The following is a 19883-nucleotide window of genomic DNA, read 5'->3' as shown; positions in this document are numbered from 1 at the left end:
GAAATGAACGTCGGCATGCGTCGGGTGCGCTTCGAAAAACGTCAGGCGCGCGAGCGTCGGTCGATCAGTTGCAGGATCATCGGCGTGAAGATCAGCTGCATCGCGAGTCCCATCTTGCCGCCCGGCACGACGATCACGTTCGGGCGCGACATGAACGAGTCGTGCAGCATCGTCAGCAGATACTGGAAGTCGATGCCCTTCGGCCGCGCGAAGCGGATCACCACGAAGCTCTCGTCCGGCTGCGGAATCTCGCGGGCGGTGAACGGATTCGACGTGTCCACGGTCGGCACGCGCTGGAAGTTCACATGCGTGCGCGAGAACTGCGGGCAGATGTAGTTCACGTAGTCAGGCATACGGCGCAGGATCGTGTCCACCACCGCTTCGTGCGTGTAGCCGCGCATCGTCTGATCGCGATGCAGCTTCTGGATCCATTCGAGATTGATGATCGGCACGACGCCGATCAGCAGATCCGCATGCCGCGCGATGTTGACCTTGTCGGTCACCGCCGCGCCATGCAGCCCTTCGTAGAACATCAGGTCGGTATTGGCCGCGACGTCCTCCCACGGCGTGAAGGTGCCGCCGTCCTGCTTGTACAACTGCGCTTCGGCCGCGTCGTGCACGTAGTGGCGAAACTGCCCGCTGCCGTTTTCGCCGTAGCGCGTGAAGAGCGTTTCGAGTTCTTCGAGCAGATTCGCCTCCGGCCCGAAGTGACTGAAATTCGGCACGCCGTCGCGTTCGCGCTCCTGCATCGCCGCGCGCATGCCGTTGCGGTCGTAGCGATGGAACGCGTCGCCTTCGACGATCTGCGCATTGATGTGCTCGCGTCTGAAGATATGCGTGAAACTCTTCATGACGGTGGTGGTGCCCGCGCCGCTCGAGCCGGTCACCGCGATGATCGGATGTTTGACTGACATGCGCTTGTCTCCGGATGACTGTGTTTCTGGTGCGGTGCGCTGTACGTCTGTGCGCTCAGTCGCCGATCACGCCGTGAAATCCGGCAGGAACAGCGAGCGCGTGCCGAACAGCGGCGACGAGAACGGCTTGTCCTCGCCGCGGTCGTATTCGCCGTGATAGCGCGCAATGCGCTCCACCTCGTTCTTCGAGCCGAGGATCACCGGCACGCGGCCATGCAGCGCGCGCGGCGCGAGCTCGAGAATGCGCTCGCGGCCGGTGATCGCGAGGCCGCCCGCCTGCTCGACCAGGAAGCTCATCGGGTTCGCTTCGTAGAGCAGTCGCAGGCGCCCTTCCATCGCCGGAGTTTTCGAGTCGCGCGGATACATGAACACCCCGCCGCGCATCAGGATGCGATGCACTTCCGCGACCATCGACGCGATCCAGCGCATGTTGAAGTCGCGCGCGCGGCAGCCGCTGCGGCCGTCCTTGCACTCCTGCACGTAGCGGCGCACGGGCGGCTCCCAGAAGCGCTCGTTCGATGCGTTGATTGCGAACTCGCCGGTCTCTTCCGGAATCCGGATGTTCGAATGCGTGAGCACGAAGTTGCCGATGTCGCGCTCGAGCGTGAAGCCATGCGTGCCGTTGCCGACCGACAGCACCAGCATCGTCGAGGGTCCATACACGGCATAGCCGGCCGCCACCTGTTCGCAGCCCGGCCGCAGGAACGCGGCTTCTCTGCTTGCATCCTCCGCCGGGTCGCGCGTGCGCAGCACCGAGAAGATCGAGCCGACCACGCCGTTGATGTCGATATTCGACGAGCCGTCGAGCGGATCGAACGCAAGCAGATACTCGCCACGCGGATACTCCGGAGGAATCGGGTACACGTGCTCCATTTCCTCGGACACCATCGCGGCCAGCAAGCCGTCCCACTCGCATTGCTGCACGAAAATCTCGTTGGTGGAGACGTCGAGCTTCTTCTGCTCCTCGCCGTGCGTGTTGAGCGTTTGCGCGGAACCGTAGTTGCCGCCTAGCGCTCCCTTGGTCAGCATCGCCGAGATCGATTTGATGGCGGCCGCTACGTCGATGAGCAGCGCGGAGAGTCCCGCCGTGTCCCGCGTGTCGTCCGTACACGGCGGGCGATCGAGCGTGTCGATCAGGAACTTCGAAAGTGTCGTGCGTCCGTCCTGCATGGCGTTCTCCTTCGATGGTGTCGTGATTCAGCCCGGCGGCGCCGTGACGGCGCGCGCGGTGGAAGGCGGTGGCGAGGACGGCTGCATTGGCTCGTCGAATACGCGGCTCGCGCGCACATCGGCGGCGTCGATCAGCGTCAGCGCGGCGGCATCGATCGGCTCGCCGCCCTGCAACGCGCTCGCGAACAGGCGGTTCGCCTGGCGCAGCCGCGCGCGGTCGAGCGCATTGCGCACCGAGCGCGCGTTGGCGAAATTCGGTTGCCGGATGCGGCGCGCCAGATAGTCGGCGAACGCGCGGCGCGACGCGGCATCGAAGCGGTAGTGCATGGTGTCGAGCATCCGCTCGGCGATTTCGAGCAGTTCGGTTTCCTCGTAATCGGGAAACGTGATGTGATGCGCAATGCGCGAGCGGAAACCCGGATTGCTCTCGAAGAACACTTCCATCCGCGACGCGTAGCCGGCCAGAATCACGACCAGGTCGCTGCGCTGGTTCTCCATCGTCTGCAGCAGGATTTCGATTGCTTCCTGCCCGTAATCGCGCTCGTTCTCCGGACGATACAGGTAGTACGCTTCGTCGATGAACAGCACGCCGCCCATCGCGCGCTTCAGCACATCGCGCGTTTTCGGCGCGGTGTGACCGATGTACTGGCCGACCAGATCGTCGCGCGTGACCGACACCAGATGATTGCGGCGGATGTAGCCGAGCCGGTGCAGCACCTCGGCCATGCGCAGCGCGACCGTCGTCTTGCCGGTGCCGGGATTGCCGGAGAAGCACATATGCAAGGTCGGCGCGCTGCCCGCGAGACCCAGCGAAGCCCGTGCGCGTTCGACCAGCAGATGCGCCGCGACTTCGCGAATGCGCGTCTTCACGGGTGCGAGCCCGACCAGATCGCGTTCGAGTTCGCCGAGCACGTCGCCGATGCCCGAGTCGCGGTACAGCGCCGCGAGGTCGATGTGGGGCGTGGCGTCGTCGCTGTGCGCGGTGGACGCGGGCAGTGCGTCCACGATGGCGGCGTCAGTCATTGCTCCTCCTTGCGCGTTTGTCGTGTGCCTGTCTTGCACCCTCGTGCTCGATCAGCGGCTCAGCCCGTTGAGCCGTAGCGCTCGCCCGCCGGCCGGTCGGTCGCATAGCCCGTCATGCTGTAGCGCTGCGTGCGCCCCTGCGCGTCCTGGCGCGACAGACGGAAGCCCGGCTCCACGTCCGGCCGGTTGACGATGAACGACAGGCGCATCGTCTCGAAGGTACGCTCCGAATCGAATGCGTTGACCTTGATGTAGTGCTGCGGCCGCGCCTCGCGACAGGCTCGGACCTCCTGCAAGACGCCTGCCGCGTCGTGCAGGTCGAACATGGGCAGGCCCCACATTTCCCAGTACGTGTTGCGCGGATGCGGGTCGTCGGTGAATTCGACCGAACAGGCCCAGCCCTGGCGCAGCGCGTAGTCGATCTGCAGGCCGATTTCCTCGTCGGTCAGCTCGGGCAGAAAAGAAAACGTTCCTTGAGTAATACGCATGACGAACCTCGTTGATGGATGTCGCGTTCAGAACGGCGTCAACGGTGCCCCGCGCGGTGCCGTAGCACCACGTTGCGGATGCGCTCGTGAAGCGCTGGCGGGTAAAGCTCGGCTCTCTTAAGCCGCAGTCGGCGTAGCGGCGAAATCGGGCGTATCGGTCGACGCGTAGTTGAAAGTGACGTCGCGCCACGTATCGAGCGCCTGCTTGAGCGGCGTGCACCAGCGCGCGGCGGCTTCGAGCACGTCGGGCCCTTCGCGCAGAATGTCGCGGCCCTCGTTGCGGGCCTTGACCATCGCTTCGAGCGCGACGCGGTTCGCTGTCGCACCGGCCTGGATGCCGGCCGGATGGCCGATCGTGCCGCCGCCGAACTGCAGGATCGCGTCGTCGCCGAACAGGTCGAGCAGTTGATGCATCTGCCCCGCGTGAATCCCGCCCGAGGCGACCGGCATCACCTTGCGCAAGCCGGCCCACGGTTGATCGAAGAAGAGGCCGCGCGACAGGTCCACCGCGTTGTGCGCGTCGCGGCACACGTTGTAGTAGCCCTGCACCGACAGCGGATCGCCTTCGAGCTTGCCGACCGCGGTGCCCGCATGCGCATGATCGACGCCCGCCATGCGCAGCCATTTGGCGATCACGCGAAACGAGATGCCGTGATTGCGTTGCCGCGTGTAGGTGCTGTGCCCCGCGCGATGCAAATGCAGGATCATGTCGTGCTTGCGGGCCCAGCGCGACATCGACTGGATCGCGGTCCAGCCTATCACCAGATCGATCATCACGATGCACGAGCCAAGCTCCTTCGCGAATTCGGCGCGCTCGTACATGTCTTCCATCGTGCCGGCCGTCACGTTCAGGTAATGCCCTTTGACCTCGCCGGTTTCCGCCTGCGCGCGGTTCACCGCCTCCATCGAAAACAGGAAGCGGTCGCGCCAATGCATGAACGCCTGCGAGTTGATGTTCTCGTCGTCCTTCAGGAAATCGAGGCCGCCGCGCAGACCCTCGTAGACCACCCGCCCATAGTTCTTGCCCGACAGCCCGAGCTTCGGCTTGACCGTGGCGCCGAGCAGCGGCCGTCCATACTTGTCGAGCCGTTCACGCTCGACGACGATGCCGGTCGGCGGTCCCTGAAACGTCTTCAGATACGCGACGGGGATGCGCATGTCTTCGAGCCGCAACGCCTTCAGCGGCTTGAAGCCGAACACGTTGCCGATGATCGACGCGGTCAGGTTCGCGACCGAGCCCTCTTCGAACAGATCGAGTTCATACGCGATGTACGCGAAGTACTGCGGCTCGTCGGCGCGCGACACCGGTACCGGTTCGACGCGATACGCCTTCGCGCGATACATGTCGCAGGCGGTCAGGCGGTCGGTCCACACGACCGTCCACGTCGCGGTCGACGATTCTCCGGCCACCGCGGCCGCCGCTTCCTCGGGTTCGACACCGGGTTGCGGCGTGATGCGAAAGAGCGCGATCACGTCGGTCTCTTTCGGTTCGTAGTCCGGTTGCCAGTAGCCCATCTCGCGGTATTTCATCACGCCCGCCGCGTACCGCTCGCGCGGATTGTGCGGGTCGCGCGCTTGATGTTCGGGCTGGATCGGCGGTTGACTGAAATCGTTCATGACGTGTCCTCGAAGGTGGCAAGCGCACTGCCGGAAGAACGAAGCGCTTGAGTTGCACTGTAGGCACGGACCCGCCCAAGGGGAATTCACGATTTTATTTGGCAGACTTAATGGATCGATTATCGCTATCACATCGTTAGTTTCTTTTTCACGCCATGAAACGGCAATGGGAGCAGAATCGGCTAGTGTGGGAGACGGGCACGGGTGACAGCGCAATCGGTTTGGCCAATCGCGATGGAACACTTTGCTTCGTTTCCGCCACACCGCGCGGACGCTTGCGTCTGGCAAGCCGCCCGAGCGCCAGGGCGTGGCGCAATTCGCCGAGCGCTGTATTAGCCCTCGAATGCGCGCCCGCCAGGCCGGCCGGCACACGCACGGGCATGGAGATTGCGTGATGCCGGCTGCCGTCGAGATCGGGCATGAAAATTCGCCGGGCCGGCGGCTCAGAGCAGTTCGAACCGCAGTTCCACCCGCAGTTTCAACCGAAGGAGGAAGCACGTATGCAATGGACGACTCCGAGCTACACCGACGTACGCCTCGGTTTTGAAATCGTGATGTATGTCGCTACGCGTTAAGCCCGCAACCGGGCCGCACGCCGCGGCCCCTTTGCGGTTCCCGTTTGTGTTTGACCTCTGCTGACGGCCGGCCTTCCGGCGCTGTCGGGACAAACGTTCCCAACCATGATCCACGAAACGATCGTCACCACGGCAGCGTGCGATGGCCGTCCTCATATCGCGCCGATGGGCGCGCGCTACGAGGGTGAGCGCATCGTCCTTGCGCCTTTCCGACCGTCGGTTACGCTCGACAACATCGTCGCGACGCGCGCGGCCGTGCTGAATTTCACGACCGACGTGCGCATCTTCGCGGGCTGCGTCACGCACTGCGCGACCGATTGGCCGACCGTTGCCGCAAGCCGTGTCGCGAGCGTGCGGCTGGCCGGATCGCTGGCCCACGCCGAACTCGAACTCGACGAACTGCAAGACGACAAAGAGCGCCCGGTACTGGTGATGAAATGCGTGCACCGCGAAAACCACGCGCCGTTCGCGGGCTTCAATCGCGCGCAGTCTGCGGTCGTGGAAGGCGCCATTCTGGTAAGCCGGCTTTTCATGCTGCCGGCCGACAAGGTCGATCGCGAAATGGCCTATCTGCAGATCGCGATCGACAAAACCGCCGGCGACAACGAGCGCACCGCATGGGGCTGGCTCGTCGCCGCGGTCGCGCGATACCGCGCGAATCTGGAAGCGGCGGCGAATCACGCCGCCGCTTCCGCCCATCATTAGGGTCTGTTAGACCCTCAACCCGTTTGCCGCGGAGAATCCCGATGACCGCATTGCTTGCGAGCGTCCGCTCGGATGAGGAAGCATTCGATGCCGCACGCGCCGGCGCCGAGCTGATCGACCTGAAAGAACCGAACGATGGCGCGCTCGGCGGCCTGTCGGTCGGCGCCATTACGAACATCGCGCGACAGCTGCGGGCGCGCTATCCGGTCAAGCCGATCAGCGCGGCGATCGGCGACGTGCCGGCCGATGCGTTCGACGAGATCGCCACGCGCGTGATCGACGTCAGCGACGCCGGCGTCGACTATGTGAAGGTCGGGGTCGCGCGCGGACCAGCCGCGCGGCGCTGCATCGAGCAGCTCGCGAATCTGCCGGCCACTGTCGTGCCGGTGCTGCTGTGCGACGGCGGCATGGACGACGACCTCGTCAGCCACACCGCGGCGCTCGGCTTTGCCGGCCTGATGTTCGATACCGCGAGCAAGGACGGCGGCACGCTGTTCGATCACGTCGATGTCGACTCGCTCGCACGCTGGTTGCGGCTCGCGCGTCAGCGCGGCGCGATGGTGGGCATCGCCGGTGCGCTCGGCTGGGCGCAACTGCCGCAGATCCGTGCGCTGGCGCCCGACGTGGCCGGTTTTCGCACCGCGCTGTGCGCCGACGGGCGCCGCTCGCGGCTCGATCCCGAGCGCGTCGCGCAATGGGCGAGCGCGTTGCATCGGCCGGCTGGCGAAATCCGCGTCGATGGCGGTGCGCCGCTGCCGGGCTCGACGAGCGCGACGCGGCTATAGCCACCGCTCACATCACCGGAATGTTCAGCAATCGGTCGCGCATCAGCGCGACGTTGCTTTTGTCGAGCAGTTCGACCACATAGTTCGCATCCGTCACGTAGTCGACGAACTTGCGGTCGACTACGCCCGACGCGGCCAGCATTTCGAGCGGATCGTCGGCGGCGATCGGACAGGATTTGACGACGATCAGCCGCTCCGCGTTGAGCATCGTCGATAGCCAGGCAGCAAGGCTGTCGGAGGTCGTATCCCAGTTGCTCATCGCGTCGGGCGTGTCGCGCATCAGCGCGGTCGGCACCCACACGGCGACGTGGCCGTCGCGCAACGTGCGGCGAATCTTCGCCTCGCTCGACGCGATCACCAGTTCGGGCGACACACCTTGCATCAGCAGCGCGTATTGCGTCATCGCGAGCAGACACATGTTGTGCGCGGCCAGATCGTCGAAGTTCCATTCGCCCTGGTACTGGCGCACCTTGTCCGCGAAATCGCCGCCGCCGGGCACGATCACCACGCGTCCGCCGCCGACTTCGCATAGCTCGCTGAGCCAGCGGCGCAGTGCCGGGTCGTGACTCAGGCTGCCTCCGATCTTGACCACCCACATGACTGTTGTCCTCGCGTCCAGTTGAGTGCCCGGCTGGGTCGCGTCGTTTCGCAACCTCGTTCATCACCGAACTTGTCCCGCTCGCCCAATCGTCCCCACTGTCCCTCTTTGCGCTACTCGTGCGCTGGCGCCCCGTCTTCGGGCGGCGCCGCGCCGGTCAACTCATGCCGCTCGCGCTGCCACGCCACGCGCGCTTCGCCGCTGCGCTGCCGGTTCGCGCGCCGCGAGCAGCGCGACCGCCACGCTCGGCGCGCAGGTCGCCGCCCACGCCGCGCTGGCATCGGGCACGCCCGCCAACGCGCCGAAGTCGATATAGCCGCGCGCTTCGTCCCGCGCCAAGGCGGCGACGAGGAAGCGGCCGCAGCCCGCGCCCACCAGCGGCGCGGCCGCGAGCGCCGGCTGCGCGGCGACCACGCGCATCAGGTTTGCGCCGATTTCGCGCACCTGCAGCGCCCGCCAGCGCCGCGCAAACTGCAGCCATTCGAGGTCCGACGCGTCGTGCGCGTCGTGCCCGATCATGCGCGCGAGCCGCGCGCGGCTCGCCGCCTGGGTCTTCGGTCCCTGGTCGGCGCTCGGCTGCACGTCGTGCAGCGGGTCCAGTTCGCCCGTCAGCCGGTAGACGTCGGCGGTGGTCGCAAACCATTCGTTCATCACGTTCAGCGTGGCGCCGCCGAATTCGATCCGATGCGCGACGCCGCACAACGGCGTGCGCACGACGCCGTGATACACGAGTTCGCCGCTCGCGAGCCGGCCCGCATCGGTCGCGCCACGCGCGACGACCCGGCCGTCGACGATCGGAATGATGTCGGTGGTGGTGCTGCCGATGTCGATCAGCAGCGCGTTCGCCATGCGGGTAGCGACCCAGCTCGCGGTCGCGAGCCAGTTCGCCGACGCGACCTGGCGCCAGCCGGCCGGGCAGTCGTCGGCAGCGAGCCAGCCGGCGTCGCCGGCGTAGAAACGCAGTGACGAACCGAGCCGCTGCGCGAGCGCGGCCACGATCGCGCGCACGCCTTCAGCGCGATCCGCGAACAGGTCGACCATCTCGCCGGTCATCGTCACCGCATGCTGCACGGCTTCGGTGCGGGCCTGCGGCCAGCGCTCGAAGACGAGGTCGATCGTCCGTTGCAGATGGTCGAGCCCCTGCCACAGCGGACACGGCCATTGCACGACGTCGAGCACGGCGTCGCTGCCGTCGATGAGCGACACCTTCACGTGCGCACCGCCGACGTCCCAGCCGAACCGCGCCGCCGGGTTCGAACGGGCGGGGCTCAAGGACGCACCTCGAATGTGAGCGGATTGGCGCGCGCCGCCCGGCAGCGCTCGAGTCGCACGCCGTGCGCGGCCAGCAGCGCGCGCGTCAGGCCGCTGCCGCGCACCGCCGACAGCCCCGCATAAGCGACCGTCAGACGCGGATTCACCTCGATCACGACCGGCCCGCGTTGCGGATGCCACACGACATCGATGCCGACGAAGCCGCGCAAACCCGGGATGGCCCGCGCGACGCGATGCGCGAGCGTGTCGAGCGCGCGGCCCATGTCGCTGTGCTGGTCGATCTGATCGACCAGTACGCCGTCGAACTCGACGATCCGCGCAACCTCGCCCGGCGCGTCGCCGCCGCTCAGCCCGATCTGCTGACGGTTGATGCTGAGCAGCTTGGTCGCGTCGCCGCGGCAGATCAGCGACAGGCTCAACGGCTCGCCGTCGACCCACGCCTGCAGCACCGGATTGCGCGCCGCGGCCGCGCGCGCCTCGTACTCGGCGCAGGCATCGGCGAAGCGCTCGTAGACGATCGTGTCGAGGCCGCCCGCGCCGTCGTCCGGTTTGACGACCCAGCGACCGCCGTGCTGCGCGGCTGGGTCGCCGGGTTCGAGCGCCGGCGTCGTCGCAATGCCATGCGCGGCAAGACATGCCGCGGTCGCGCTCTTGCTCGACGCGACGCGGATCGCTTCCTTAGCGCAGCCGAGCCACCGGGCGGTGCCGACCGCATCGTGAAAGCGCAGCAGCAGGCCGTCGCATTCCGGCGCGACGACCCACGCGTAGTCGTGCTCGCGCGCGACGCGCGCGACGAACGCCGTCATCGATTCGCCGGGCGCGGCCATACAATGAGCGTCGCCCGGCGCTGGTGTTTCGAAGCGCGAGGTCGCGAACGTGACCTGCACGCCGTCCAGTTCACGCAAAGCGGCGACCAGCGCGTCGCGCATCACGCGTCCTTCGACGATCAGCGCGCTCAAATCGGCGAGACTGCCTGCGCCGGCGAGCGCGGGGTCGATGCCGCCGCCGGTGAGATACTCATAAACAAAGATCTTGGTCAAAGGAAAGCGCCCCTCTATGCAGGTGATACCTGTTCTCGATCTGCTCGACGGCCAGGTCGTCCGCGCGGTACGCGGCGAGCGGAGCGCCTATCGGCCCATCCAGTCCCGCCTCGTCGCGACGAGCGACCCACTTGCTACCGCCCGCGCGCTACTCGAAGCCAGCGGCGCGCGCACGCTCTATATCGCCGATCTCGGCGCCATCCTGCAGCGCGGAGCGCATGCTTCGACGCTCGCCGCGTTGCGCGCCGCGCTGCCCGGCATCGAGCTGTGGCTCGACGCGGGTTTCGCGGACTACGCATCGATGCGCGCGCTGTTCGAGCGCATCGACGCTGCTGTTGATCAACCCGACCGCCGTGCTGCCAATTCCAACCTCGCCAACCTCGCGACCGTCGTGCCGGTGTTCGGCTCGGAGACGCTTCGCGAAATCCATGCCGTGCACGCGGCGCAGCGCGCCGGCCTCGCGCCGATCCTGTCGCTCGATCATCGCGCCGGCGAACTGCTCGCCGCGACCGCGCTCGATTCCTCGTCGGCATGGTGGCCGTCGCGCGTGATCGCGATGACGCTCGACCAGGTCGGCAGCTACGCCGGCCCCGATCTCGCGACATTCGAGCGCCTGCGCACGCAAGCCGCCGCGCACACCACGCTGATCGGCGCGGGCGGCATCCGCAATCGCGCCGATCTGGCCGCCGCGGCGGCCACCGGCGCAAGCGCCTGGCTGGTGGCGTCCGCGCTGCACGACCGGCAGATCGACTGCGCGCCTTCCGGTTCAGCGTAGGCCTTCCATACAATTTCCATGCCACGCGTTCTGACAGCGCTGTCTGTAAACGCAACACAAGCCGGACAGTTTGCGTGTGACACTCTGCTCCAGAACGGCACACATTTTGTATGGCGCAGCGGGCGTTCGAACCCGCGCGCCGACGCACGATCGGGCACGCTTGTCGCCGGTACCTCACGCAGGTCGATCCGCTGAATGCAGAGCGGCATGACCGTAAGCGCGGCCCGCTTCAGCGCGGCGCTCGCCTGCCGATGCGTCGTCCGGAGATCGGCATGGAGCTTGCTAAACCTGGCCCATGCATAGTCCCGCCATCGATCCATCGACCCCTGGCCCGAGCGCAACGCGCGCTGCGACGCTCACACGCGACTGGATCTGTCCGTTCTGCCCATTGCTGTGCGACGACCTGGTCGCCGCTTCCCACGACGACGGCACGCTCGAAGTACCGGACACCGAATGTTCGCGGCTCGCTCACGCCCTCGCGCAGTACGGCGCGGCGGATGTGAAATGCAAATGCGTGGTCGACGGCAGCGAAGTGGACATGGATACCGCGCTGGCGAGCGCCGCACAGTTGCTCGCGAACGCGCGCCGCCCGCTATTCGGCGGCCTCGCCACCGACGTCGCCGGCACCCGCGCGCTGTATCCGCTTGCCGCCTCCTGCGGCGCGATCCTCGATCATCTGCACGGCGATGCGCTGACGCCCGCGACGCTCGCGTTGCAGGATCGCGGCGCGTTCTTCACGACGCTCTCCGAAGTGCGCGCGCGCGCCGACCTGCTGGTGTTCTTCGGCTGTCAGCCGTCGCTGCGGTACCCGCGCTTCTTCACGCGCGCGCTGGCGGGCACCGAGCTCGCGCGCGAACTGGTCTTCGTCGGCTGCGAAGCGGACCCGGCGGCGGCCGGCTTCGCGCAAACGCGTATCGAGTCGCTGCTGCGCGACAGTGATCCCTATGACACGCTTGCGCTGTGGTCGGCGCTCGCCGAAGGACGCGATGCGGCCGCGCTAAGTCACGGCAATCGCAACCACGCCAACGTGGCAACCGCGCTCGCGTCACTTCAGGCACGCATCGCCAGCGCGCGTTACACGGTGGTCGTCTATGAACCAGCCGCACTGCCCGCGCCGCACGCGGCGCTGCTGATCGAAGCGCTGAACCGGATCGTCAAGGCCGTGAATCGCACGACGCGCGCGGCATGTGTCGCACTCGGCGGTGACGATGGCGCGTTGACGGTCAATCAGACCGTCACGTGGCTGTCAGGCTTGCCGCTGCGCACGCGCGTGTCGATGCCGGCGCGCGTCACCGGCACCGCGCCGCTCGATCACGATCCGTACCGCTATCGGACCACGCGGCTGCTCGCGGAACGCGAAGTCGATGCGCTGCTGTGGATCGCGGGCTTCGCACCGCACGCGTGGCCCGCGTCGCTCGATCCCGCGCTTCCGCTGATCGTGCTCGGTCATCCGGCGCTCGCGGCTGCCGCCAGCGCACGCGGTGCGAACACCGTGTTCGTGCCGGTCGCGACACCGGGCATCGATAGCGGCGGGCATCTGTTTCGCGTCGACGGTACCGTCGTGATGCCGCTCACCGCGGCGCGTGGGGTGGCGCTGGAAACGGTGGCGTCGATTGCCGCGCAGTTGCACGGACGAGTGAGCGACCGACTGAATCCGCGCGAGGATCAGCCATGACTCTCGTTCGGCTCAAGGGCGGCACACTGTTCGACCCGATCAACAACGTCAACGGCGAGCGGCGCGATCTGACGTTTCGCGACGGCCGCATCGTCGATGTTCCCTCCACCACGCTCGTCGATCGTGAATACGACGCGACCGGGATGATCGTGATGGCGGGCGGCATCGATCTGCATTCGCATATCGGCGGCGGCAAGACCAATCTGTCGCGCCTGCTGCTGCCCGAGGACCATCGCGCCATTGCGCGGGGCGCCCATGCGCCGCGCGAGGCCGCCTACGAAGCCGCGCGCGACGACAACGGCCGCTACCTGCGTCTGCCTTCGTGCGGCGTCTGCGCGCCGGGCACGCTCGCGACCGGCTATCGCTACGCCGAAATGGGCTACACGGCCGCGTTCGAACCGGCGATGATGCCGTCGAACGCGCGCCACACGCACCTCGAAATGGGCGACACGCCGATCATCGATCACGGCGCGTACGTGATGCTCGGCAACGACGAACTATTCCTGCAAATGCTCGCCGCACGCGACGACTTCGAACGTCTGCGCGACTACGTCGGCTGGACCATCGACGCGAGCAAGGCGCTCGGCGTCAAGGTGGTGAACCCCGGCGGCATCTCCGCGTTCAAGTTCAACCAGCGCTCGCTCAACGTCGACGAACCGCACGCGCACTACGGCATCACGCCACGCGACGTGCTGCGCACGCTGACGCGCGCGCTGACCGAGCTGCGCGTGCCGCATCCGCTGCACGTGCATACGAGCAACCTCGGCGTGCCCGGCAACCTCGCATCGACGATCGCGACGATGGACGCCGCCGACGGCCTGCCGATCCATCTGACGCATATCCAGTTTCACAGCTATGGCACTGAGGGTACACGCAAGTTCTCGTCGGGCGCGCGGCAGATTGCCGAGGCCGTAAACGCGCGGCCGAACGTGTCGATCGACGTCGGCCAGATCATCTTGGGACAGACCGTCACGGCCTCCGGTGACACGATGATGCAGTTCCGCAACGCGCCGCTCGCGCGGCCGCACAAGTGGGTGGTCGGCGATATCGAGTGCGACGCGGGATGCGGCGTCCTGCCGTTCCGCTATCGCGAACAGAGCTATGTGAACGCGCTGCAATGGATCATCGGCCTCGAAATCTTCCTGCTCGTCGACGACCCGTGGCGCGTCGCGATGACCACCGATCATCCGAACGGCGGACCGTTCACCAGCTATCCGCATCTGATCCGCCTGCTGATGGACAAACCGTTTCGCGATGAGCAGCTTGCGAAGCTGCATCCCGAAGCGCAGGTCGCCAGCGCGCTGCCGGAACTCGAGCGCGAATTCTCGCTGTACGAGATCGCGATCATCACGCGCGCCGGTCCCGCGCGGCTGCTCGGTCTGCGCGATCGCGGCCATCTCGGCGCGGGCGCGGCGGCGGACATCGCCGTCTATCGCGACGAGCCGGACCGCGAGCGGATGTTCACGTCGCCCGCCTATGTGTTCAAGGACGGCGAACTGGTCGCGCGCGACGGCACGCTGGTCGCGACGCCGACGGGCGGCATCCATTTCGTCGCGCCCGAATTCGATCGCGGTATCGAGAAAACGCTGCGCGCGTATAGCGACGCGAATCTCGCGAGCAACTTCGCGCACGCCGCGATCAGCGACGACGAAGCCTGCCGCTGCTGTCGCGGCGGGCGGCTGTTGCCCGTCGAATGTCTAACCTGACGCGGCCACGATGAACGCTCCCGCCCCGCTCGAAATCAACGGCACCGCGATCGACGCGACCTTCGCCGAAGCCTTCCCGATGAAGGCGACCCGGCTCGTGATCACCGCGCACACGCCGACCTGGGCGATGCACGCGGCGAACTCGCTGTCGGGCTTCGCGACCTCGGTGATCGGCTGCGGCTGCGAGGCGGGCATCGAACGCACGCTCGCGCCCGAGGCAACGCCCGACGGCCGGCCCGGCGTCGCGGTGCTGCTGTTCGCGGTGTCGACGAAGGAACTGGCGAAGCAGATCGGGCGGCGCGTCGGCCAGTGCGTGCTCACCTGTCCGAGCACGGCCGTCTACAGCGGCATCGATCCGGCCACGAGCCGCGCGCCGCTGTCGGACCCGGCGCCGCTCGGCAGCGGGCTGCGCTTTTTCGGCGACGGCTGGCAGATCGCCAAGATGATCGACACGGGGAACGGCCCCACGCGTTACTGGCGCGTGCCGGTGATGGACGGCGAGTTCGTCTGCGAAGACACGGCGGCGACGGTCAAGGCCGTCGGCGGCGGCAATCTGCTGCTGCTCGCGCGCGACCAAGGCGCGGCGCTCGCCGCCGCCGAAGCCGCGGTCGCCGCGATGCGCCGGCTGCCGAACGTGATCATGCCGTTTCCCGGCGGCATCGTGCGGTCGGGCTCGAAGATCGGCTCGAAGTACGCGGGCGCGACCGCATCGACCAACGACGCGTTCTGTCCGAGCCTGATCGGCCTCGCATCGCGCAGCGAGTTGAGCGCGGACGTGGGCTGCGTGCTGGAGATCGTGATCGACGGCCTGACCGACGCCGACGTCGGCGCGGCGATGACGGCCGGTATCGGCGCGGCGACCGGACTCGGGCGCGCGGCCGGCTTGCTGCGCATTTCGGCGGGCAACTACGGCGGCAAGCTCGGGCCGTACCACTTTCATCTGCACGAGCTGGCGGCGGGACTCAACGGGGGACGCGCATGAGCACGACCACGTTGCGCGTGAAGACACCGCCCGGCTTTCGCGTCGATGCGGCCGCACTGTCACCGGCGGCGCTGGCGAGCATGAGCGTGGCCGAGATCGAGCGCATCGTGCTGCCGGCCGGCAACGAGCGCTGCGTGGTCGGCGACGTATTCGAGGTTTCGCGAGATGACGCGCCCGCATCCGGCGACGACATGGCCACGCTGCTGATCGACGGCGCCGCGCGGTGGCTCGACCGGCTCGGCGCGCAGATGGACGGGGGACGGCTCGTCGCGCGCGGCCCGGTCGGCGACAGCAGCGGCTTCAGGATGAGCGGCGGCTTGCTTGAAATCGACGGCGACGCGGGGCACTTCACCGGTTGCGAAATGCGCGGCGGACACGTGACGGTGCGCGGCGACAGCGGCGACTTCGCGGCCGGCGCTTTGACGGGCGACATGGAAGGCATGAGCGGCGGCACGCTGACGATCCACGGCAACGCGGGCGCGCGGCTCGCCGACCGGATGCGCCGCGGCCTCGTGCTGGTCGGCGGCAACGCGGGCGACTTCGCGGCGTCGCGGCTGGTGGCGGGAACCGTCGGCGTGGCGGGGCAACTGGGCGCACACTATGCGTATGCGATGAGGCGCGGCACGCTGCTGCTCGCGCAACGACCCGAGGGTTTGCCGCCCCCGACGTTCACCGGCGGCGGACACGGTTTCGACGTATTCTGGTCATTGCTCATACGCAGCCTCGCGGCCGAAATCGCGCCGTTTTCGCACTGGCGCGCGGACCGTCTGCCGGTTCGTTTTACGGGCGACCTCGCGGTCGACGGCCGCGGCGAAATACTGATCGCCGGGTGAGGCAGCTATGTCGCCCAGGACTGAAACGCTATTCGGCAAAAAAGAAACGTCCCGCCACGATGTTGCATGGAGACAGGGCATGACAACAGCGGATTCTCGAAACGCGAAGCCTGATATCAACGTCAACGCAACTGCCAGCGCCGGCGGCCCGCGCTATGCCGGGCTGCTGATCGCGCTGCACTGGCTGATCGCGCTCGGCATCATCGGTCTGCTCGCGCTCGGCCTCTATATGGTCGGATTGCCGAAGGGCTTGCCTGTCAAAGCGACGCTGATCAACCTGCACAAGTCGCTCGGACTGACGGTTTTCCTGCTGGTGCTTATGCGCATCGTCGCGCGGGTGGTGCTTCATCGGCCTGCCCTGCCGCCGATGCCACCGTGGCAACGCGCCGCCGCGCGCACTACGCAGGGTCTTTTATACGTCTGTATGGTGGCGATGCCGCTCGCCGGCTATCTCGGCTCGTCGTTCAACCGCTACGGCACGCGCTTCTGGGGCATCCCGCTGCCGAAGTGGGGCTGGGACGACGCGCATCTGCGCGAGCTGTTCTTCGGCCTTCATCATGCGATCGGCTATGCGCTGATCGCGCTGATCGTGCTGCACGTGGCGGGCGCGTTCAAGCATCAGTGGATCGATCGCGACAACCTGCTCGCGAGGATGCTGCCATGACGATGCGAAGCTCGTCGCACCCCACGCGGGCAGCCGCGGCGCTCGAAGTGCATACGCTGCGCACGCGCGATGGCCATCGCGTGTGGTATGCGCTCGCCGGCGCGCGCGACGGCGTGCCGGTCGCGGTGCTGCACGGCGGCCCCGGCAGCGGCAGTCAGGCCGGTGTGCTGCGGCTCTTCGATCTGCGGCGTTTTCGCGTCGTGCTGATCGACCAGCGCGGCACCGGTGCATCGACGCCGCACGGCAGCGTGCGCCACAACCGCACCGACTATCTGATCGCCGATCTCGAAGCGATTCGCGTGCGGCTCGGCTTCGCGCGCTGGGGCGTGCTCGGCGGATCGTGGGGCGCGGCGCTCGCGCTCGCGTATGCGGGACAGTGTCCGCAGTCGGTCACGGGCGTCGTGCTGCGCGGCCTGTTCCTAACATCCGCGCGCGAAGTGCGCGGTTTGTTCATCGCGTCGCGCAAGCGCGCGCCGCGTGCGTGGTCGAGACTGCGTGCCGCTGCCCGCTGCGACGAGCCCGCAACGCTGGCCGCGCGATGCGGCTCCGGCTTGCAATATGGCGTGAACGGAGCGCGGCAACGTGCGGTCGCGCTGGCCTGGCGCGGTTATGAAAACGCGGTGCTGGCGAGTGCATCGCCGCGAGGCGCCGCGGCACAACAACGCGGGGCCCAGCGAAACGCACACGATTCCGAACGCCATGCCGCTCGCAAGTTGATCGGCAAATACCGGATTCAGGCGCACTACCTCGCGCATCGCTGCTGGCTCGGCGAAACGCGTTTGCTGTCGCTCGCGCGGCAGGCGGCCACGGCCGGCGTGCCGATCGCGGCCGTGCATGGCTCCCGCGATCCGGTGTGTCCGCACGGCAATCTGCGGCGTCTGTCGCGCGCGGTTCCTTCCGCGCGTGTCGAGTCCGTGAGCGCGGCGGGCCATCTGGCGAGCGACCCCGCACTGCATGCACGCGTCGCGAGCGCGCTCGCCGCGATGTTCATTCCCACCATCGACGAGGAGCGCAGCAGCATGCGTCACGCGGCATGAAGATCAAGGTACTCGGCTCGTCGGCGGGCGGCGGTTTTCCGCAGTGGAACTGCAATTGCCGCAATTGCGACGGCGTGCGTCGCGGCACGGTGAAGGCGACGCGCCGCACGCAGTCGTCGATCGCGGTCAGCGCGAACGGCGAGGACTGGCTGCTCGTCAATGCGTCGCCCGATCTGCTCGCGCAGATCGCCGCGCATCCCGAGCTTCAGCCGGCGCGGCGCGCGCGCGACAGCGGCATTGCCGCGGTGCTCGTGATCGACGCGCAGATCGACCACGTGACCGGCCTTCTGATGCTGCGCGAACGCGACACGCCGCTGCCGCTGTACGCGACCGATGCGGTCTGGCAAGACCTGCGCTCCGGCTTTCCGGTCGCGCCGATCCTGTCGCACTACTGCGGTGTCGAGCATCGCCGCATCGCGCTAGACGGCGCGCCGCTCGTCGTCGACGCATTGCCTGGCATCCGCATCGACGCGCTGCCGCTATCGAGCAAGGCGCCGCCGTACTCGCCGCATCGCGAGGCGCCCGAGCGCGGCGACAACATCGGGCTCGTGCTGACGAACCTGCAATCGGGCCAGCGCGTGTTTTACGCGCCTGGCCTCGGCGCGATCGAGCCGCACGTGCTCGCGGCGATGCGCGAGGCCGATCTGCTGCTCGTCGACGGCACGCTGTGGACCGGCGACGAAATGATCCGCCTCGGCCTGTCGAAGAAGACCTCGGCGGATATGGGCCATCTGCCGCAGAGCGGCGCGGGCGGCATGATCGAAACGCTCGATTCGCTCGGCGCGAAGCGCAAAGTGCTGATCCATATCAACAACACGAATCCGATCCTGATCGAAGACGGCCCCGAGCGGCGCATGCTAGGCGAGCATGGAATCGAGGTCGCGTACGACGGAATGAGCTTCGAGCTTTGAAGTGCGCAGTAAAGAGTGCGAAGAGATGAGGTAGCAAGGCGCGGCTGTGAACGACGATAAAACGGAGACGGACGGCATGAACGCGAAAGACATTCAGGACACGATACCGACACGCGATGCAAGTGCGGCGGGAACCCAGGTCATCGACCGGCCCGCCTGGAGCCGTGAGGAATTCGAAGCGCAGTTGCGCGCGAAGGGCACCGCCTACCACATCCACCATCCGTTCAACGTGAAGATGAATAGCGGCGGCTGCTCGCGCGAGCAGATTCGCGGCTGGGTCGCGAACCGCTTCTACTATCAGATCAACATTCCGCTCAAGGATGCGGCCGTGCTGTCGAACTGTCCGGACCGCGCGACGCGCCGCCGCTGGGTGCTGCGTATTCTCGATCACGACGGCTACGAAGGCGCGGAAGGCGGCATCGAAACCTGGGCGCGACTTGCGGACGCGGTCGGTCTCACGCGCGACGAATTGTGGTCGCTGGAACACGTGACGCCGGGCGTGCGCTTCGCCGTCGATGCCTATGTGAATTTCGCGCGCCGTGCGCCGTGGCAGGAAGCGGTGTGCTCGTCGCTGACCGAGATGTTCGCGCCGCAGGTGCATCGCGACCGGCTCGCGAGCTGGCCCGAGCACTATCCGTGGATCGAACCCGAGGGTCTCGCGTACTTCCGCTCGCGCATTTCGCTCGCGCAGCGCGACGTGCAGCACGGACTCGAAGTCACGCTCGCGCATTTCACGCGACGCGATCAGCAGGAACGCGCGCTCGAAATCCTGCAGTTCAAGCTCGACATTCTGTGGACCATGCTCGACTCGATCGAGAAGGCGTTTCCGCAATGAACGACACCACACGCGCCGACCCCGCCACGCCGCTCACGATCGCGAAGCCGTTCCGCCTGCAATGGGAGCCCGCGCAGAACGCGCACGTGCTGCTCTACCCGGAAGGCATGGTGAAACTCAATCAAAGCGCGGGAGAAATCCTGAAGCGCTGCGACGGCACACGCGATATCGATACGCTGATCGCCGAGCTCGAACAGGCGTTCAACGCGACCGGCATCGGCAACGAGGTGCGGGCTTTCATCGCCGACGCGCATGGGCGCGGCTGGCTGGAGTAGTGC

22 protein-coding genes are annotated in these 19883 nt (G+C 67.2%); 13 read left to right on the top strand and 9 right to left on the bottom strand.

Translation table 11 applies throughout. The features are described 5' to 3' along the window. Positions 1-41 precede the first annotated feature (41 nt). The 6 genes from AB3X95_RS16400 to AB3X95_RS16375 all read right to left on the bottom strand — a co-directional run bounded on the left by AB3X95_RS16400 (position 42) and on the right by AB3X95_RS16375 (position 5633). Positions 42-914: a phosphoribulokinase gene (locus AB3X95_RS16400; RefSeq protein ID WP_176107493.1), complete on the bottom strand. Its 873-nt coding sequence runs from the start codon at positions 912-914 to the stop codon at positions 42-44. 66 nt (positions 915-980) lie between these two features. Further along, a complete protein-coding gene (locus AB3X95_RS16395; RefSeq protein ID WP_368621910.1) occupies positions 981-2084 on the bottom strand; it encodes a class 1 fructose-bisphosphatase in 1104 nt (367 codons plus the stop codon). Positions 2085-2111: 27 nt separating this feature from the next. Next, complete coding sequence (cbbX, locus tag AB3X95_RS16390) at positions 2112-3107, bottom strand: CbbX protein (RefSeq protein ID WP_368621909.1); 996 nt, start codon at positions 3105-3107, stop codon at positions 2112-2114. 59 nt (positions 3108-3166) lie between these two features. Then, a complete protein-coding gene (locus AB3X95_RS16385) occupies positions 3167-3595 on the bottom strand; it encodes a ribulose bisphosphate carboxylase small subunit (protein WP_176107487.1) in 429 nt (142 codons plus the stop codon). Between the two features lie 117 nt (positions 3596-3712). Beyond that, positions 3713-5212, bottom strand: coding sequence for a form I ribulose bisphosphate carboxylase large subunit (locus tag AB3X95_RS16380; protein ID WP_368621908.1), 1500 nt, complete (start codon positions 5210-5212; stop codon positions 3713-3715). Between the two features lie 148 nt (positions 5213-5360). Next, on the bottom strand, positions 5361-5633 hold the full coding sequence (locus AB3X95_RS16375; RefSeq protein WP_368621907.1) for a hypothetical protein: 273 nt from the start codon (positions 5631-5633) through the stop codon (positions 5361-5363). Here AB3X95_RS16375 and pqqA point away from each other — a divergent pair. The 3 genes from pqqA to AB3X95_RS16360 all read left to right on the top strand — a co-directional run bounded on the left by pqqA (position 5632) and on the right by AB3X95_RS16360 (position 7277). Then, a complete protein-coding gene (gene pqqA, locus AB3X95_RS16370; protein ID WP_368621906.1) occupies positions 5632-5787 on the top strand; it encodes a pyrroloquinoline quinone precursor peptide PqqA in 156 nt (51 codons plus the stop codon). The two genes, AB3X95_RS16375 and pqqA, sit on opposite strands and share 2 nt — an antisense overlap. Positions 5788-5892: 105 nt before the next feature. After that, on the top strand, positions 5893-6492 hold the full coding sequence (locus AB3X95_RS16365; protein ID WP_368621905.1) for a DUF447 domain-containing protein: 600 nt from the start codon (positions 5893-5895) through the stop codon (positions 6490-6492). Between the two features lie 41 nt (positions 6493-6533). Further along, positions 6534-7277, top strand: coding sequence for a (5-formylfuran-3-yl)methyl phosphate synthase (locus AB3X95_RS16360; protein ID WP_368612394.1), 744 nt, complete (start codon positions 6534-6536; stop codon positions 7275-7277). Between the two features lie 7 nt (positions 7278-7284). Here the strand turns inward: AB3X95_RS16360 and AB3X95_RS16355 are convergent, their stop codons facing one another. The 3 genes from AB3X95_RS16355 to AB3X95_RS16345 form a co-directional block, all read right to left on the bottom strand. Beyond that, the gene (locus AB3X95_RS16355; protein ID WP_176367488.1) at positions 7285-7875 is read right to left on the bottom strand and encodes an aspartate kinase; all 591 of its coding nucleotides are present in this window, start codon (positions 7873-7875) and stop codon (positions 7285-7287) included. 162 nt (positions 7876-8037) lie between these two features. Beyond that, positions 8038-9147 (bottom strand): hydantoinase/oxoprolinase family protein, encoded by a 1110-nt coding sequence (locus AB3X95_RS16350; RefSeq protein WP_368621904.1) that lies wholly within the window; start codon positions 9145-9147, stop codon positions 8038-8040. Next, positions 9144-10187, bottom strand: a complete 1044-nt coding sequence (locus AB3X95_RS16345; RefSeq protein ID WP_368621903.1) for an ATP-grasp domain-containing protein — start codon at positions 10185-10187, stop codon at positions 9144-9146. Before AB3X95_RS16345 ends, AB3X95_RS16350 begins: the two co-directional genes overlap by 4 nt. 16 nt (positions 10188-10203) lie before the next feature. On the opposite strand from AB3X95_RS16345, the gene AB3X95_RS16340 reads away from it, so the two are divergent. From AB3X95_RS16340 to pqqD, 10 genes are all read left to right on the top strand, one after another. After that, positions 10204-10962 carry a HisA/HisF-related TIM barrel protein gene (locus AB3X95_RS16340; RefSeq protein ID WP_368621902.1) on the top strand — a complete coding sequence of 253 codons (759 nt, stop codon included), beginning with the start codon at positions 10204-10206 and terminating at the stop codon, positions 10960-10962. 295 nt (positions 10963-11257) lie between these two features. Next, the gene (locus AB3X95_RS16335) at positions 11258-12637 is read left to right on the top strand and encodes a formylmethanofuran dehydrogenase (protein ID WP_368621901.1); all 1380 of its coding nucleotides are present in this window, start codon (positions 11258-11260) and stop codon (positions 12635-12637) included. Then, on the top strand, positions 12634-14343 hold the full coding sequence (locus AB3X95_RS16330; protein ID WP_368621900.1) for a formylmethanofuran dehydrogenase subunit A: 1710 nt from the start codon (positions 12634-12636) through the stop codon (positions 14341-14343). Before AB3X95_RS16335 ends, AB3X95_RS16330 begins: the two co-directional genes overlap by 4 nt. 10 nt (positions 14344-14353) lie before the next feature. Beyond that, entirely contained in the window at positions 14354-15325 is a 972-nt protein-coding gene (fhcD, locus tag AB3X95_RS16325; RefSeq protein ID WP_368621899.1) for a formylmethanofuran--tetrahydromethanopterin N-formyltransferase, read from the top strand. Beyond that, a complete protein-coding gene (locus AB3X95_RS16320) occupies positions 15322-16158 on the top strand; it encodes a formylmethanofuran dehydrogenase subunit C (RefSeq protein WP_368621898.1) in 837 nt (278 codons plus the stop codon). Before fhcD ends, AB3X95_RS16320 begins: the two co-directional genes overlap by 4 nt. A gap of 7 nt (positions 16159-16165) precedes the next feature. Further along, positions 16166-16822, top strand: coding sequence for a cytochrome b (locus tag AB3X95_RS16315; RefSeq protein WP_368621897.1), 657 nt, complete (start codon positions 16166-16168; stop codon positions 16820-16822). Then, positions 16819-17859, top strand: coding sequence for an alpha/beta fold hydrolase (locus AB3X95_RS16310; protein ID WP_368621896.1), 1041 nt, complete (start codon positions 16819-16821; stop codon positions 17857-17859). Before AB3X95_RS16315 ends, AB3X95_RS16310 begins: the two co-directional genes overlap by 4 nt. Next, positions 17856-18770 carry a pyrroloquinoline quinone biosynthesis protein PqqB gene (gene pqqB / locus AB3X95_RS16305; protein ID WP_176107456.1) on the top strand — a complete coding sequence of 305 codons (915 nt, stop codon included), beginning with the start codon at positions 17856-17858 and terminating at the stop codon, positions 18768-18770. Before AB3X95_RS16310 ends, pqqB begins: the two co-directional genes overlap by 4 nt. A gap of 76 nt (positions 18771-18846) precedes the next feature. Then, positions 18847-19605, top strand: a complete 759-nt coding sequence (pqqC, locus tag AB3X95_RS16300; protein ID WP_368621895.1) for a pyrroloquinoline-quinone synthase PqqC — start codon at positions 18847-18849, stop codon at positions 19603-19605. After that, complete coding sequence (gene pqqD, locus AB3X95_RS16295) at positions 19602-19880, top strand: pyrroloquinoline quinone biosynthesis peptide chaperone PqqD (protein ID WP_176107454.1); 279 nt, start codon at positions 19602-19604, stop codon at positions 19878-19880. The genes pqqC and pqqD overlap by 4 nt, the downstream gene beginning before the upstream one ends. Positions 19881-19883: the final 3 nt, after the last annotated feature.

It is taken from the genome of Paraburkholderia sp. BR13444, assembly GCF_040948755.1.
Lineage (GTDB): Bacteria > Pseudomonadota > Gammaproteobacteria > Burkholderiales > Burkholderiaceae > Paraburkholderia > Paraburkholderia youngii.
Note: the sequence above shows the minus strand (reverse complement) of the source record. Positions and strands in the feature narration are given on the sequence as shown.